Genomic DNA, 14,041 nt, shown 5'->3' with positions numbered 1-14,041 from the left:
TAGCGCGTGGCTCGCATCGTCCTGAAGATCGACGTCGATACATTGCGCGGCACGCGTGAAGGCGTGCCCAACCTTGCGCGCCTGCTCGACAAGTTCAGCGCCCGCGCCACGTTCCTGTTCAGCCTCGGGCCGGATCACACCGGCTGGGCGCTGCGTCGCGTGTTCCGTCCCGGATTCCTGAAGAAGGTGTCACGCACGTCGGTGGTCGAGCATTACGGCGTCAAGACGCTGATGTACGGCGTGCTGCTGCCGGGGCCGGATATCGGCCGCAACGCCGTCGCTGAGATGCGCGCGATCCACGAAGCCGGCTTCGAATGCGGCATTCACACATGGGATCACGTCTACTGGCAGGACAACGTGCGCGAACGCGACCGCGCGTGGACCGTCGCGCAGATGCAGCAGAGCCACGCGCGGTTCATCGAGATATTCGGGGCGCCGCCCGTCACGCACGGCGCCGCCGGCTGGCAGATGAACGGCTACGCGTTCGAACAGATCGACGCCTGGGGCATGCACTACGCCTCCGACGGGCGCGGCCACACGCCGTATATCCCCGTGCTAGACGGCCGCACGCTCAACCACATCCAGATGCCGACCACGCTGCCGACGCTCGACGAAGTGCTGGGCGTCGATGGCGTCGATGTAGGTAACGTCGCGGCCCATTTGCTGCGGCACACGGCGGACAACCCACACGACCAGGTGTTCACGCTGCACGCGGAACTCGAAGGGCAGAAACTCGCGCCCGTCTTCGAGCAACTGCTGGCCGGCTGGCGCGCGCAGGGACACAGCTTCGCCACGATGGGCGACTATCATGCGGTGCTGGACCGCTCGACGCTGCCCACGTACCCTGTCACGTGGGGCGGAATTCCGGGCCGCGCGGGCGAACTGATCGTCCAGCCGGGCTGATTCAGGCCGTCGCGGTGGCACATCGGTGCCGCATCGCTCCCCATTCCCACGCATCCAACGACAACAGGAGAAACGTTCGTGCCGATTGCAGTCGACCAGCCCGTCCCCGATTTCACCGCGCCTTCCACCGCCGGCGAATTCACGTTTTCCAGCCTGCGCGGCAAGAAGGTCGTCCTCTTTTTCTATCCGAAAGACAACACGCCGGGCTGCACGACCGAAAGCCTGCAGTTCCGCGACCTGTACGAGCGCTTTCAGGCGGCGGGCGCCGAAGTGGTGGGCATCTCGCGCGACAGCGTGAAGTCGCACGACAACTTCAAGACGAAGCTCGAACTGCCGTACACGCTGGTATCGGACGCCGACGAAGCGATCTGCGCCCTCTTCGATGTCATCAAAATGAAGAAAATGTATGGCAAGGAAGTGCGCGGAATCGAACGCTCGACCTTCCTCGTCGATGCCGACGGCGTCCTGCGCCGGGAGTTTCGCGGCGTTAAGGTGCCAGGCCACGTAGAAGCCATTGTGGACGCTGTACAAGCGCTTTGAGGACGGTTATATTGGTTTGCAATGAGCGCCTGTCCACCCCATTCCTCCTGCCGTAGAGCCAGTCACCACGCGCCTTTCAGTGCGGTCGGCATGGACCCGGGCTACGTGGAAACGGCGAGTGTCAGGCGCCTTGCGAATCGATGTCGAGCCGCTGATTCCCATGTCGGGACGGCGGCTTTTTTATTTGCGTCGCGTGAAAGCCACGGAACGTGCGCAATGCGCGCGACGTCCCCGTTTCAAGCAACTTCCAAGGAGCCGATCGAAACTTAGGCGAACCGGCGTTTTCGACAACGAAGCGCGCCGCCGGGCGCAAACTGCACTACCGTTTCAGCAGGACGAAATGCAAGCAGGATGCGACAGGCGGCGCACGATATACGACCCGATTCCTTTCGAGGGAAACCATGCCTTTGCCTACCGCCCCCGCCAAGCTCGGCAACCTCCTGCCGTCTGAAGAATACAAAGCCAAAGCCCGGCCTGCGAAACAGTCGAAGAAACAGGCAGAAGACGACCAGCCCGAAGCCGCCGAGTACGGCGCACCCGTGAACGCCGTCGGCAGCGCGCGGCCCGCCGCGAATGCCGCGAGCGCGCTGCACGCCGTCGCAAGCGATACGATCGCCCGCGCGAAGGGCGCGCCCGCGTCGCCTTCCACGTTGGCCGCCGAAGCCGCCGACGCTCCCGCACCCGCCGCGCGCAGCCGTCGCTCGAAACAGACGGCAGCGCTTTTGCAGCCAGTGCCGTCGCCGGACGTCGACGATGGCGAGAGCGCCGCGCCCGTCGCCAGACAAGCACGCGGCGAAGCACCGGCGCCCGCCGCCGCGCCCGCATCGACGGCGACGCCTGAGCGCACGCAAAACAAGCGGCGCCAGCGCGGCCAGCCGGAAGTCGAGATGCGCAAGCTCTTCGTGCTCGACACCAACGTGCTGATGCATGATCCGAGCTCGCTCTTCCGCTTCGAGGAACACGACGTCTATCTGCCGATGATGACGCTCGAGGAACTCGACAACCACAAGAAGGGCATGTCCGAAGTCGCCCGCAACGCGCGTCAGGTGAGCCGCACGCTCGATGCGCTCGTCGCGCACGTCGGCGAGATGTCGGCGGGGCTGCCACTCGCGTCGCAAGGCAATCGCGATGCGCTCGGCCGCCTCTACTTCCAGACGACGCTCACGCATATCGAGCCGGTCGAAGGGCTGCCCGTCGGCAAGGCGGACAACCAGATTCTCGGCGTCGTGCGCGCGTTGCAGAAAGAGCGGCAGGACCGTCAGGTCGTGCTGGTGTCGAAGGACATCAACATGCGCATCAAGGCGCATGCGCTCGGCCTGCCCGCCGAGGATTACTTCAACGACCAGGTTCTCGAAGACAAGGACCTGCTCTATTCCGGCGTGCGCGCGCTGCCCCAGGATTTCTGGACCAAGCACGCGAAGGGCATGGAAAGCTGGCAGGACACGAAGACCGGCACGACGTATTACCGCGTCACCGGGCCTCTCTGTGCATCGATGCTGGTCAACGAGTTCGTCTATCTCGAGCCGCAGAACGGCGAGCCGTCGTTTCATGCGGTCGTGCGCGAGCTGAACGGCAAGACGGCGCTCTTGCAGACGCTGCGCGACTACGGCCATCACAAGAACAACGTGTGGGGCATCACGGCACGCAATCGCGAGCAGAATTTCGCGCTGAACCTCCTGATGAATCCGGAAGTCGATTTCGTCACGCTGCTCGGCCAGGCCGGCACCGGCAAGACGCTGATGGCGCTCGCCGCTGGCCTCGCGCAAGTGCTCGACGACAAGCGCTACAACGAGATCATCGTGACGCGCGCGACGGTTCCGGTCGGCGAGGACATCGGGTTCCTGCCGGGCACCGAGGAAGAGAAGATGCAGCCGTGGATGGGCGCATTCGACGACAACCTCGAAGTCCTCCAGAAAACCGACGATGCCGCCGGGGAATGGGGCCGTGCCGCTACGCAGGAGCTGATTCGATCGCGGCTGAAGGTGAAGAGCATGAACTTCATGCGCGGCCGGACGTTCGTCGATAAATACGTGATCATCGACGAAGCGCAGAATCTGACACCGAAGCAGATGAAAACGCTCGTCACGCGCGCGGGTCCGGGCACGAAGATCATCTGTCTCGGCAATATTGCGCAGATCGACACGCCTTATCTGACCGAAGGCAGTTCGGGGCTGACGTACGTCGTCGATCGCTTCAAGGGCTGGACGCACAGCGGTCACGTCACGCTCGCGCGCGGTGAACGCTCGCGTCTCGCGGATTACGCATCGGACATTCTTTAAGTTTTTTGCGGCAATTTTTAGCGGCCCGGCTTCAAACGCCGGGCCGTTTTTCGTTCTGGAGAAGCCGAAGCAACACTTAGCGCGCTTTGTTCAAGTAATACATAAGGAAAACTTGCCTCAGCCCCGTGCGGCGGGCTAGTATCGGCGGACCTGCCTTCTCTGCTTGTCCCGAAATGCTTCGACTATGGTTACTGCTGGCTGTGACACTGCTGCTCGCCGCTTGCGGCAGCGAGCCGCAGAAACTGTCGCGCAAGCCGGCGGGGAACGCATCGACCGCCAGTCGCACGTTCGCGACGCCCTCCGATTTCCCCAATTTCGTCGATCACAGCATCGGGCGCGAAGAGATTTCGATCCAGGCGATGGCGCTCGTCGGCGTGCCGTATCGATGGGGCGGCAATACGCCCGACGCCGGTTTCGATTGCAGCGGGCTCGTGCGGTATGTGGTCGACCGGGCGGCGTCGGTGAATCTGCCGCGCACGACCGCTGATATGAGCAGCCGCGGTGAATCGATCGAACCCGATGGAGTCGCGCCGGGAGATCTGATCTTTTTCAATACGACGGGGCGGCCGCATTCGCACGTCGGGATTTATGTGGGAAAGCTGCGGTTTGTTAATGCGCCCTCGACAGGCGGCACCGTGCGGCTCGATTACCTGACGAATCCTTACTGGGCAAAGCGGTTCGATGGCATTCGGCGCGTCGCGCCTCCCAAGTCCGCGCCGACGCCGTTCGATGGGCCGGTTTATGAGGCGTCGTCGGGAGCGGCGCCTTTGGCGAGCGCGAGTCCCGCGCAGATACGTGAACAAAGCGCCACCTCGGCGAATGCGGTCGAGCCGACTACGGCTTCGGGCGCGGCGCAGCGGCCGTCGCGCGCGGCGGGTGCGGCGGTTCCGGCGCGAACGCCATCGCAAAACGCTTCCGCCGCCGATCCATTCGAGCCGCCACCGTCGGCCCTGGCAGCAGCGCAGCGCCAGTCGCGCGACGCCGGTGCGACCGGTCCCGCACGGACGCAGCCGCAAATCGAAGCTCCCTCGGCGCTCGTCGCGCGAGAAACTAGCGCAACCGCTGCGATCCGCGCTCAAACGGCCGTCGCCTCTGAAACGCCGGATCAATTCGAACCGCCGCCATCGTCGCTGTCGGCCGCACAACGACAGTCGCGGCTAGCCGCCTCGTCGGCTGCGTCGCGTCAACAACCGCGAGCAGCTTCCGCCGATCCATTCGAACCGCCTCCTGCCGCGCTCGCAGCCGCACAACGTCAGTCGCGCCAAGCCGCGTCCGCTCAAACCACACTCCCCACAACGCTCACTGCCGCTCAACGGCAGGCGCAATCACCCGACCCCATCACCGCCGCCGCCGACGCCTTCGAACCCCCGCCGCCTACCGCGCGCCTCGCCGCCCAGCAAGCCCGCGCCGCGCAACCCGCCGCCGCGCCGGACCCGGCGCCACACGTGATCCGCGCCTCCGCGCCCGCCGACGACCCCATCGCCCGCTTCGCCAACGGCAGCAACTAACCTTCGTCCCCGCGTCTCTGCTATCGTGTTCCGATTACCTCGCCTAGATAGGAGCGCAACGTCATGGACCTGGGACTCTCCGGCAAGGTCGTCCTGATAACGGGCGGCAGCAAGGGAATCGGTTTCGCGTGCGCGCGCGCGTTCGCGGCTGAAGGCGCGAAAATTGCGATCGTTTCGCGCGATCCCGCCAATCTCGCCCGCGCCCGGGAGCAGCTCGCCAACGCGGGACACCACGTGCACCTCGCGCGCGCGGACCTCCACGAGGCGCACAGCGCAGAGGACATCGTCGAGGAAGCGACGGGCGCACTCGGCCCCATCGACATCCTGATCAACAGCGCGGGTTCGGCCAAGCGCTACGACCCCGATACGCTCGACGCCGCCGCGTTCAAAGCCGCGATGGACGCCAAATACTTCTCCTACATCTACCCGCAGCAGGTCGTACTAAAGCAGATGGCCGCGCGCGCGCGAGCGAATCCCGACGCGCAACCGGGCGCGATCGTGAACATCATCGGCATGGGCGGGAAAATCGCGAGCGACATCCACATCGCGGGCGGCGCGGCGAACGCGGCGCTGATGCTCGCGACGGTCGGCCTCGCGCATCACTACGCAAAGCTCGGCATCCGCATCAACGCGATCAATCCGGGCGCGACGCTGACCGAACGCGTCGAGGAAGCACTGCAACTTGAGGCGCAGAAAGACGGCATCACGCGTGACGAGGCGCTCGCGGCGAGTCAGTCGAAGGTGCCGCTCGGGCGGTATGCCAAACCGGAGGAAATCGCCGACGTCGCGCTGTTTCTGGCGAGTCGCCGCGCGAGTTATGTGTCGGGCGCGATCATCCCGATGGATGGCGTCTCGGCGCCGCTCATCTGACCGGCGCCGGAGCAAGAACTACAGGAAGCGGTGGCCGAACCACCAGCCGGCGGCCGCGAGCGCGGCGGACGCCGGAATCGTCAGAATCCACGCCCACACGATGTTGCCCGCGACGCCCCAGCGCACCGCGCTGAACTTCTGCGTCGCGCCGACGCCGACGATCGCGCCCGTAATCGTGTGCGTGGTCGACACCGGAATGCCGAGGATCGACGCGAGGAACAGCGTGATCGCCCCGCCCGTCTCGGCACAAAAACCACCGACGGGCTTGAGTTTCGTGATTTTCTGTCCCATCGTGCGGACGATTCGCCAGCCGCCGAAGAGCGTGCCGAGCCCCATCGAGAGGTAGCACCCGCCGATCACCCAGACGGGCGGCGCCTCGGCCATCGACGACACATAGCCCGTGCCGATCAAAAGCATCCAGATGATGCCAATGGTTTTCTGCGCGTCGTTGCCACCGTGGCCGAGCGAATAAAGCCCTGCCGACACGAGCTGCAAGCGCCGGAACCGCCGGTCGACTCGCGATGGCGGCGTACGGAAATACATCCACGACACGAGCAGCATGAAGAACGAGCCGAGCACGAAGCCGAGCAGCGGCGAGATGAAGATGAACGCGACGGTCTTCAGCAGGCCGTCCATATTGAGCGATCCCCAGCCCGACTTCGCGAGCGCCGCGCCGACCAGCCCGCCGATCAGGGCGTGCGACGAACTCGACGGAATGCCGTAGTGCCAGGTGACGATATTCCAGCCGATAGCCCCGACGAGCGCGCCGAAGATCACGTAGTGATCGACGATATTCGGATCGATCGTGCCCTTGCCGACCGTGGCCGCGACCTTCAGATGGAAGATGAAATACGCGATGACGTTGAACGCGGCTGCAAATGCGACCGCTTGTTGCGGCTTGAGCACGCCGGTCGAGACGACCGTCGCGATGGAATTGGCGGCGTCATGGAAGCCGTTCATGAAGTCGAACACGAGTGCGACGAGAACGAGCGTGGCGACGGCCCAGAGAGCGAGTTGAATCGAATGCATCGGTGGTGGTTTTTATACCCGTTTTTTTGACGCAATGGACGACTGACCCCGCGCGGAATGCTGCTCGCGCGGCCGGTCACGCCGCTTACCGGTCCTGATGCCTCAGGCGTTTTCCAGCACGATGCCTTCGATGATGTTCGCCACGTCTTCGCACTTGTCGGTGATCGTTTCGAGCAGTTCGTAGATCGCCTTAAGCTTGATGAGCGTCTTCACGTCGTCTTCTTCGCGGAAGAGTTTCGACATCGCCGAGCGCAGCACGCGGTCCGCGTCCGATTCCAGCCGGTCGATTTCCTCGCAGATCTTCAGGATTTCGCTCGCGCGCTTCATGTCGGCGAGCAATTCGACGGCTTGCTGCACGCGAATCGACGTCGCCGTGCAGATGTGCGCAAGCTGGCTCGCCTCGGACGTCACCTGGCGCACGTCGTACAGGAAAATCGCGGTGGCGACGTCTTCCATCAGGTCGAGGATGTCGTCCATCGTCGTAATGAGCTTGTGGATCTCGTCGCGGTCGAGCGGCGTGATGAACGTCTTGTGCAGCAGGTCGATGGTTTCGTGCGTGAGCTTGTCCGCGCGCTTTTCGTTGGTCTGGACGTTCTGCTTGTGAATTTCGGCGTCGTCGAGGTTGTCGATCAGCAGTTCGAGCTCGCGGCTCGCATCCACGATGCACTTCGCATGCGCGTTGAAAATTTCGAAGAATTTGCCCTCAGTGGGCATGAATCGACCGAACATGAAAATCCCGATAGATGGGTCAAATGTGTGTGACATCAAACCGACACATTGTACCTTTGCGCGACAGCCGGCGCACCCGCGCCGGTTCTCGCGTTCTTGTTGCAGGATGGCCGCAGGATAACGGCCGATTGACGCACGGATTTACTCGCCGTAGAAACTCTGGGCGCCAGCGAAGTTGTCAAACTTCGTGTATTGACCGTGGAACGTGAGTCGGATCGGACCGATCGGCCCATTCCGTTGCTTGCCGATGATGATTTCCGCCGTGCCTTTGTCGGGGCTGTCGGGGTTATAGACTTCGTCGCGGTAGATGAAAAGGATGACGTCCGCGTCCTGCTCGATAGCGCCGGATTCGCGCAGGTCGGACATGATGGGGCGCTTGTTCGGCCGCTGTTCGAGTCCGCGATTCAACTGCGAAAGCGCGATCACAGGCACGTCGAGTTCCTTCGCGAGGCTCTTCAGCGAGCGCGAAATTTCGGAGATTTCGGTCGCGCGATTTTCGCCGCTATTCCCCGAGCCCGACATCAGCTGCAAATAGTCGACGATGATGAGCCCGAGCTTGCCGCATTGCCGCGCGAGACGCCTCGAGCGCGAGCGCAATTCCATCGGATTCAGGCCGCCGGTTTCGTCGATGAATAGTTGTGCCTCGCTCATTTTCTGCACGGCGTGCGTGAGCTTCGGCCAGTCTTCGTCGGTGAGGCGCCCGGTTCGCATGCGATGCTGGTCGAGCCGTCCGACCGACCCGAGCATCCGCATCGTCAATTGCGTGCCCGGCATTTCCATCGAGAACACCGCGACCGGCAGGCCGTACTCGACGGCGACGTACTCGCCGATGTTCATCGAAAACGCCGTTTTACCCATCGACGGCCGCCCCGCCACGATGATCAGTTCGCCGCCGTGCATGCCGGAAGTCATCCGGTCGAGGTCGACAAAACCCGTCGGTGTGCCGGTGACGTCGCTCGGATTCGCGGTGTGATAAAGCGTGTCGATACGCTCGACGACTTGCGTCAGCAGCGGCCCGATCTCGAGAAAGCCCTGCGTGCCGCGCGCGCCGTCTTCGGCGATCGAGAAGACCTTCGCCTCGGCTTCGTCGAGCAACTGGCGCACTTCCTTGCCTTGCGGATTGAAGGCGTCGGCGGAGATTTCATCGGCCACCGACACAAGCCGCCGCAGCACCGCGCGATCACGCACGATTTCCGCATATCGACGGATGTTCGCGGCGCTCGGCGTGTTCTGCGCGAGTGCGTTCAGGTACGCGAGGCCGCCGACTTCGTCGGCTTTGCCCGCCGTGCTCAGCGCTTCGTGAACGGTGATGACGTCGGCGGGACGCGTGCCCGCGATCAGCTTGCCGATATGTTCATAAATGATCCGATGGTCGTAGCGATAAAAGTCGCTGTGCGACATGACATCGGCGATGCGGTCCCACGCGGCGTTGTCCAGCAGCAGGCCGCCGATGACGGACTGTTCGGCTTCGATCGAATGCGGCGGGACCTTCAGCGCATCGAGTTGCGGATCTTTCGACGGAGCGTTCATGGGGTGGAATTATCGATGAAATGACCGGCCGCGGCCAACAAAAAAGGCAGGAACCGCGCGCGGTTCCTGCCCTTCTTTTCCTACGTCAAGCGTCGAGCGTTACAGATGAACGCTCGCGGACTCAAGCGTGTTCGCCGAGCACCGACACGGTGACGTCGACCACGACGTCGGTGTGCAGCGCGACTTGAATCGCGTGGTCGCCGACCAGCTTCAGCGGGCCTTCCGGCAGGCGCACTTGCGCCTTTTCCACTTCGGCCAGGCCTTGCTTCTTGAGCGCCTCAGCGATGTCCGCGTTCGTCACCGAACCGAACAGACGGCCGTCGACGCCGGCCTTCTGCGAGATCTGAACGGTTGCGCCGTTCAGCTTTTCGCCTGCGGCCGTAGCGGTTGCCAGCTTTTCAGCGGCGACCTTTTCGAGATCGGCGCGACGCACTTCGAATTCGGCGATGGCGTCCTTCGTTGCGCGGCGTGCTTTCTTGCCGGGGATCAGGAAGTTACGGGCGTAGCCGTCCTTGACCTTCACGATGTCGCCCAGGTTGCCCAGGTTGACGACTTTTTCCAAAAGAATGATTTGCATTTGGCTGTTCCTTATACCGTCGTCTGATTAGGCCTTGTGCAGGTCGGTGTACGGCAGGAGCGCGAGAAAACGCGCGCGCTTGATTGCCGTGTCGAGCTGACGTTGATAGTGAGCCTTCGTACCCGTCAGACGAGCCGGCGTGATCTTGCCGTTCTCGCCGATGAAGTCCTTCAGCGTTTCCGTGTCCTTGTAGTCGATGTACTCGACGTTGGCGGCCGTGAAACGGCAGAACTTCTTGCGCTTGAAGAGCGGGTTTTGTTGCTGACGACGCTTGTCGAATTTCTTACCAGTCGGGCGGGGCATGTTCAGTCCTTTCCAATATCCTGCAATTCTGTGATGTGAAACACCAGGGTTCGCGCGTTGCGGCTCTTTTTCGCCAGAAAGCCGGTGAAACGTGTTTCCACGCCCATCTGACAGCTTTCCAGTCTGCCGCTCGCCTCACCGGCCGCTACCGCCAGCATGGTCAGTTCGACTTGCCGGGCGATACCGGCTTCGACGACTTCCGTGCGGTGATGCAACGTGCAGCTTGCGATCGGGACGCCGGCGGGGGTGTACCGCACCGGTTCGCGTTCCACGACGCTTGCTGTCAGTTGCAGCCGGTTCACTTGATTTCTGGTGGCTGACGAATCAAATCGCCTTAAGCCTGCGCTTCGGTCGGCTGGGAGGCCGCCTTCTTGGCTTCTTCGCGCTGCACTTCCTTCATCATCGGCGACGGGCCGGTTTCGGCCTTCTTCAGCTTGACGATCAGGTGGCGCAGAACTGCGTCGTTGAACTTGAACGCGTGTTCGAGTTCTTCGAGCGTTTCCTGATTGCACTCGATGTTCATGCAGACGTAGTGAGCCTTCGCGAGTTTCTCGATCATGTAGGCCAGCTGACGGCGGCCCCAGTCTTCGATACGGTGGATCTGGCCGCCGTGCGTGGTGATCGTGCTCTTGTAACGCTCGATCATGGCGGGCACTTGCTCGCTCTGATCGGGATGCACGATAAATACGATTTCGTAATGACGCATATTCACTCCTTGTGCTGACTTGTGGATTAAAGCCACCCGGGCGTCGGACCGGTGCGGCAAGTGAGAAGCCCAAGATTGTAACTGCTGGCACCCGTCCGCGCAAGCTCGACGGGCATTTCTCGAATGACTTCCACTGTCTTTTCAATGATTTAGCGTTTCCGGCCCGCAGCGCCCCCGGAATCACGGCGCGCGGCTCCAGTAATCCGGCTGCGCATAGATTTCCTTAAGATAATCAATGAAGTAGCGTACTCTCGCCGGCACGTAGCGCTGCTGCGGATAGACGGCGAGGATGTCATAGTCGGGGAGCGCGTATTCGTCGAGGACGGTTTCCAGTTCGCCCGCCGCCAGTTGCCGCTGGATTTCCCACGTCGAACGCCAGCCGAGCCCGAGACCCTCCGACATCCATCGATGCAGCAGTTCGCCGTCGTTGCAATCGAGATTGCCGGACACGCGCACGGTCGCGAGCTTGCCGTTGCGCCGGAAATACCAGCCGCGATTCTGTCCACCCTGCAAGTTGAACGCGAGGCAGTTGTGCGCGGGCAGGTCGTCGAGCGATTTGGGCTTGCCGTGCTTCCGGAAATATTCGGGCGTGCCGCACACCACGCGCCGGTTGTTCGCCAGCTTCACCGCGACGAAGTTCGGATCGACCGCTCCGCCGATCCGGATCGACAGGTCATAGCCCTCGCGCACCAGATCCACGACGCGGTCCGTCAGGTTGAACGACATCTGCAATTCCGGCTTGTCAGCGATGAACGGCGGCGCGTGCGGCGCGACGTGCATCCGTCCGAACGCCGCGGGCGCCGATACGATCAGATGGCCGTTCACCGCGCGGCGTCCCGCTGCGAGCTCGTTTTCCGCCTGATCCCATTCGGTCAGCAAATGCCGGCATCGATCGAGAAAAGCCGCGCCGTCTTCGCTGACGACGAGCCGCCGCGTCGATCGATACATCAGTTTCACGCCGAGGCGCTTTTCCAGCGCGTCGATGCGCCGCCCGAGAATCACCGGCGACACGCCCTCCTCCAGCGCCGCCGCCGCGAGGCTGCCCGCCTCCGCGACGCGCACGAACGTTTCTATCTGCTTGAATCGATCCATTTGGCGTCTCCTTGTCGCGCTCTGATCGGCTCTGCTGGCCCGATCGCGCGATTCAATACTTTTTGTTAGTAAAAAAACGACCTGAGCTGATCTTATCAAGACTTTGGTGTGCGCTTAAAGTCCATCTCAACCCTGCTTTGATGCAGTCAGAAACAATCGGATGAGATAAAGGAAGGAGACACTCATGGCCAAGATGAGAGCAGTCGACGCAGCCGTCCTCGTGCTGGAAAAAGAAGGCATCGACACCGCGTTCGGTGTGCCGGGCGCCGCGATCAACCCGTTCTACTCGGCGTTGCGCAAGGCCGGCAGCATCAGCCATGTGCTGGCACGGCACGTCGAAGGTGCGTCGCACATGGCCGAAGGTTATACGCGTGCCGCTCCGGGCAACATCGGCGTGTGCATCGGCACGTCGGGCCCGGCCGGCACCGACATGATCACAGGTCTCTATTCCGCCCAGGCCGATTCGATCCCGATCCTCGCGATCACCGGCCAGGCGCCCCGGGCGCGGCTCTACAAGGAAGACTTCCAGGCCGTCGATATCGAGTCGATCGCGAAGCCCGTCACGAAATGGGCGGTGACCGTGCGCGAGCCGGCGCTCGTGCCGCGCGTGTTCCAGCAGGCGTTCCACCTGATGCGCTCGGGCCGTCCGGGTCCGGTGCTGGTCGACTTGCCGATCGACGTGCAAATGGCCGAGATCGAATTCGACATCGACACCTACGAACCGCTGCCGATCTACAAGCCGAAAGCGACGCGCGCGCAAGTCGAAAAAGCATTGACGATGCTGAACGACGCGGACAAGCCGCTGATCGTTTCGGGCGGCGGCGTGCTGAACGCGGTGGCCGAGGATCTCCTCGTGGAATTCGCGGAAACGCTCGGCGTGCCCGTGATCCCGACCCTGATGTCGTGGGGCGCGATCCCCGACGACCATCCGCTGATGGCCGGCATGTGCGGCTTGCAGACCTCGCACCGCTACGGCAACGCGACGATGCTCGCTTCCGACTTCGTGCTCGGCATCGGCAACCGCTGGGCGAACCGTCACACGGGCAGCGTCGAGGTGTACACGAAGGGCCGCAAGTTCGTGCACGTCGATATCGAACCGACGCAGATCGGCCGCGTGTTCGGCCCGGATCTCGGCATCGTGTCGGATGCGAAGTTCGCGCTCGAAGTGTTCGTCGAAGTGGCGAAGGAATGGAAGGCCGCGGGCAAGCTGAAGGACCGCAGCGCATGGGTGCGCGACTGCCAGGAACGCAAGAGCACGATGCTGCGCAAGACGCACTTCGAGAACGTGCCGATGAAACCGCAGCGCGTCTACGAAGAGATGAACCAGGCGTTCGGCCGCGATACGTGCTTCGTCACGACGATCGGTCTCTCGCAGATCGCCGGCGCCCAGTTCCTGCACGTGTTCAAGGCGCGCAACTGGATCAACTGCGGTCAGGCGGGCCCGCTCGGCTGGACGATTCCGGCAGCGCTCGGCGTGCGTGCGGCCGATCCGCAGCGTCCGATCGTCGCGCTCTCCGGCGACTACGATTTCCAGTTCATGATCGAAGAACTGGCCGTGGGCGCGCAGTTCAAGCTGCCGTACATCCACGTTGTGGTGAACAACTCGTACCTCGGGCTGATTCGCCAGGCGCAGCGCGGCTTCGAGATGGACTACTGCGTGCAGCTCGCGTTCGACAACATCAACGCGCCTGAACTCGACGGCTACGGCGTCGATCACGTTGCGGTCGCCGAAGGCCTCGGCTGCAAGGCGATCCGCGTGTTCAAGCCCGAGGACATCGCTCCGGCGCTCAAGCAGGCTCATGCGCTGATGAACGAGCATCAGGTGCCGGTCGTCGTCGAGATGATTCTCGAACGTGTGACGAACATCTCGATGGGCACTGAAATCGACGCGATCAACGAGTTCGAAGAACTCGCTGAAAAGAAGGAAGACGCGCCGACCGCGATCACGCCGCTCGACTGAAGGCTGAAGCTGAAT

The 14,041-nt window shown here is 62.9% G+C and carries 14 protein-coding genes; 6 read left to right on the top strand and 8 right to left on the bottom strand.

Going from position 1 to position 14,041, the window contains the following annotated elements; genetic code table 11:
* Positions 1–6 precede the first annotated feature (6 nt).
* The 5 genes from AWB65_RS17055 to AWB65_RS17035 all read left to right on the top strand — a co-directional run bounded on the left by AWB65_RS17055 (position 7) and on the right by AWB65_RS17035 (position 6,100).
* Entirely contained in the window at positions 7–903 is an 897-nt protein-coding gene (locus tag AWB65_RS17055; protein WP_087668281.1) for a polysaccharide deacetylase family protein, read from the top strand.
* A gap of 78 nt (positions 904–981) precedes the next feature.
* Positions 982–1,443, top strand: coding sequence for a peroxiredoxin (locus AWB65_RS17050; protein ID WP_087668280.1), 462 nt, complete (start codon positions 982–984; stop codon positions 1,441–1,443).
* A gap of 401 nt (positions 1,444–1,844) precedes the next feature.
* Positions 1,845–3,722 (top strand): PhoH family protein, encoded by a 1,878-nt coding sequence (locus AWB65_RS17045; protein WP_235007654.1) that lies wholly within the window; start codon positions 1,845–1,847, stop codon positions 3,720–3,722.
* A 173-nt stretch (positions 3,723–3,895) separates the two neighbouring features.
* Positions 3,896–5,230 (top strand): NlpC/P60 family protein, encoded by a 1,335-nt coding sequence (locus tag AWB65_RS17040; RefSeq protein WP_087668279.1) that lies wholly within the window; start codon positions 3,896–3,898, stop codon positions 5,228–5,230.
* A 63-nt stretch (positions 5,231–5,293) separates the two neighbouring features.
* Positions 5,294–6,100, top strand: a complete 807-nt coding sequence (locus AWB65_RS17035; RefSeq protein ID WP_087668278.1) for an SDR family oxidoreductase — start codon at positions 5,294–5,296, stop codon at positions 6,098–6,100.
* 18 nt (positions 6,101–6,118) lie between these two features.
* Here the strand turns inward: AWB65_RS17035 and AWB65_RS17030 are convergent, their stop codons facing one another.
* The 8 genes from AWB65_RS17030 to AWB65_RS16995 form a co-directional block, all read right to left on the bottom strand.
* Positions 6,119–7,129, bottom strand: a complete 1,011-nt coding sequence (locus tag AWB65_RS17030) for an inorganic phosphate transporter (protein ID WP_087668277.1) — start codon at positions 7,127–7,129, stop codon at positions 6,119–6,121.
* Positions 7,130–7,231: 102 nt separating this feature from the next.
* Positions 7,232–7,858 carry a DUF47 domain-containing protein gene (locus AWB65_RS17025; RefSeq protein WP_087657494.1) on the bottom strand — a complete coding sequence of 209 codons (627 nt, stop codon included), beginning with the start codon at positions 7,856–7,858 and terminating at the stop codon, positions 7,232–7,234.
* Between the two features lie 141 nt (positions 7,859–7,999).
* Positions 8,000–9,388, bottom strand: a complete 1,389-nt coding sequence (locus AWB65_RS17020) for a replicative DNA helicase (protein ID WP_087668276.1) — start codon at positions 9,386–9,388, stop codon at positions 8,000–8,002.
* A 121-nt stretch (positions 9,389–9,509) separates the two neighbouring features.
* Positions 9,510–9,965, bottom strand: coding sequence for a 50S ribosomal protein L9 (rplI, locus tag AWB65_RS17015; protein WP_087668275.1), 456 nt, complete (start codon positions 9,963–9,965; stop codon positions 9,510–9,512).
* A 27-nt stretch (positions 9,966–9,992) separates the two neighbouring features.
* A complete protein-coding gene (rpsR, locus tag AWB65_RS17010) occupies positions 9,993–10,268 on the bottom strand; it encodes a 30S ribosomal protein S18 (protein WP_087657491.1) in 276 nt (91 codons plus the stop codon).
* Between the two features lie 2 nt (positions 10,269–10,270).
* Positions 10,271–10,570 (bottom strand): primosomal replication protein N, encoded by a 300-nt coding sequence (gene priB, locus AWB65_RS17005; RefSeq protein WP_087668274.1) that lies wholly within the window; start codon positions 10,568–10,570, stop codon positions 10,271–10,273.
* A 32-nt stretch (positions 10,571–10,602) separates the two neighbouring features.
* Positions 10,603–10,974 (bottom strand): 30S ribosomal protein S6, encoded by a 372-nt coding sequence (gene rpsF, locus AWB65_RS17000; RefSeq protein WP_087668273.1) that lies wholly within the window; start codon positions 10,972–10,974, stop codon positions 10,603–10,605.
* Between the two features lie 180 nt (positions 10,975–11,154).
* Complete coding sequence (locus AWB65_RS16995) at positions 11,155–12,066, bottom strand: LysR family transcriptional regulator (RefSeq protein WP_087668272.1); 912 nt, start codon at positions 12,064–12,066, stop codon at positions 11,155–11,157.
* 184 nt (positions 12,067–12,250) lie between these two features.
* Here AWB65_RS16995 and gcl point away from each other — a divergent pair, with 184 nt between their 5' ends.
* A complete protein-coding gene (gcl, locus tag AWB65_RS16990) occupies positions 12,251–14,026 on the top strand; it encodes a glyoxylate carboligase (protein ID WP_087657487.1) in 1,776 nt (591 codons plus the stop codon).
* The last annotated feature ends 15 nt before the right edge of the window (positions 14,027–14,041 follow it).

This window comes from Caballeronia humi, from assembly GCF_001544475.1.
GTDB classification, from domain to species: Bacteria; Pseudomonadota; Gammaproteobacteria; order Burkholderiales; family Burkholderiaceae; genus Caballeronia; species Caballeronia humi.
The sequence above is the reverse complement of the archived record's forward strand: the minus strand, read 5'-3'. Positions and strand labels throughout refer to the sequence as shown.

Coding starts and splice junctions, on each gene's coding strand:
- AWB65_RS17045 (WP_235007654.1), top strand. CDS start 1,845: ATGCCTTTGCCTACCGCCCCCGCCAAGCTCGGCAACCTCCTGCCGTCT.
- AWB65_RS17040 (WP_087668279.1), top strand. CDS start 3,896: ATGCTTCGACTATGGTTACTGCTGGCTGTGACACTGCTGCTCGCCGCT.
- AWB65_RS17035 (WP_087668278.1), top strand. CDS start 5,294: ATGGACCTGGGACTCTCCGGCAAGGTCGTCCTGATAACGGGCGGCAGC.
- AWB65_RS17030 (WP_087668277.1), bottom strand. CDS start 7,129: ATGCATTCGATTCAACTCGCTCTCTGGGCCGTCGCCACGCTCGTTCTC.
- AWB65_RS17025 (WP_087657494.1), bottom strand. CDS start 7,858: ATGTTCGGTCGATTCATGCCCACTGAGGGCAAATTCTTCGAAATTTTC.
- AWB65_RS17020 (WP_087668276.1), bottom strand. CDS start 9,388: ATGAACGCTCCGTCGAAAGATCCGCAACTCGATGCGCTGAAGGTCCCG.
- rplI (WP_087668275.1), bottom strand. CDS start 9,965: ATGCAAATCATTCTTTTGGAAAAAGTCGTCAACCTGGGCAACCTGGGC.
- rpsR (WP_087657491.1), bottom strand. CDS start 10,268: ATGCCCCGCCCGACTGGTAAGAAATTCGACAAGCGTCGTCAGCAACAA.
- rpsF (WP_087668273.1), bottom strand. CDS start 10,974: ATGCGTCATTACGAAATCGTATTTATCGTGCATCCCGATCAGAGCGAG.
- AWB65_RS16995 (WP_087668272.1), bottom strand. CDS start 12,066: ATGGATCGATTCAAGCAGATAGAAACGTTCGTGCGCGTCGCGGAGGCG.
- gcl (WP_087657487.1), top strand. CDS start 12,251: ATGGCCAAGATGAGAGCAGTCGACGCAGCCGTCCTCGTGCTGGAAAAA.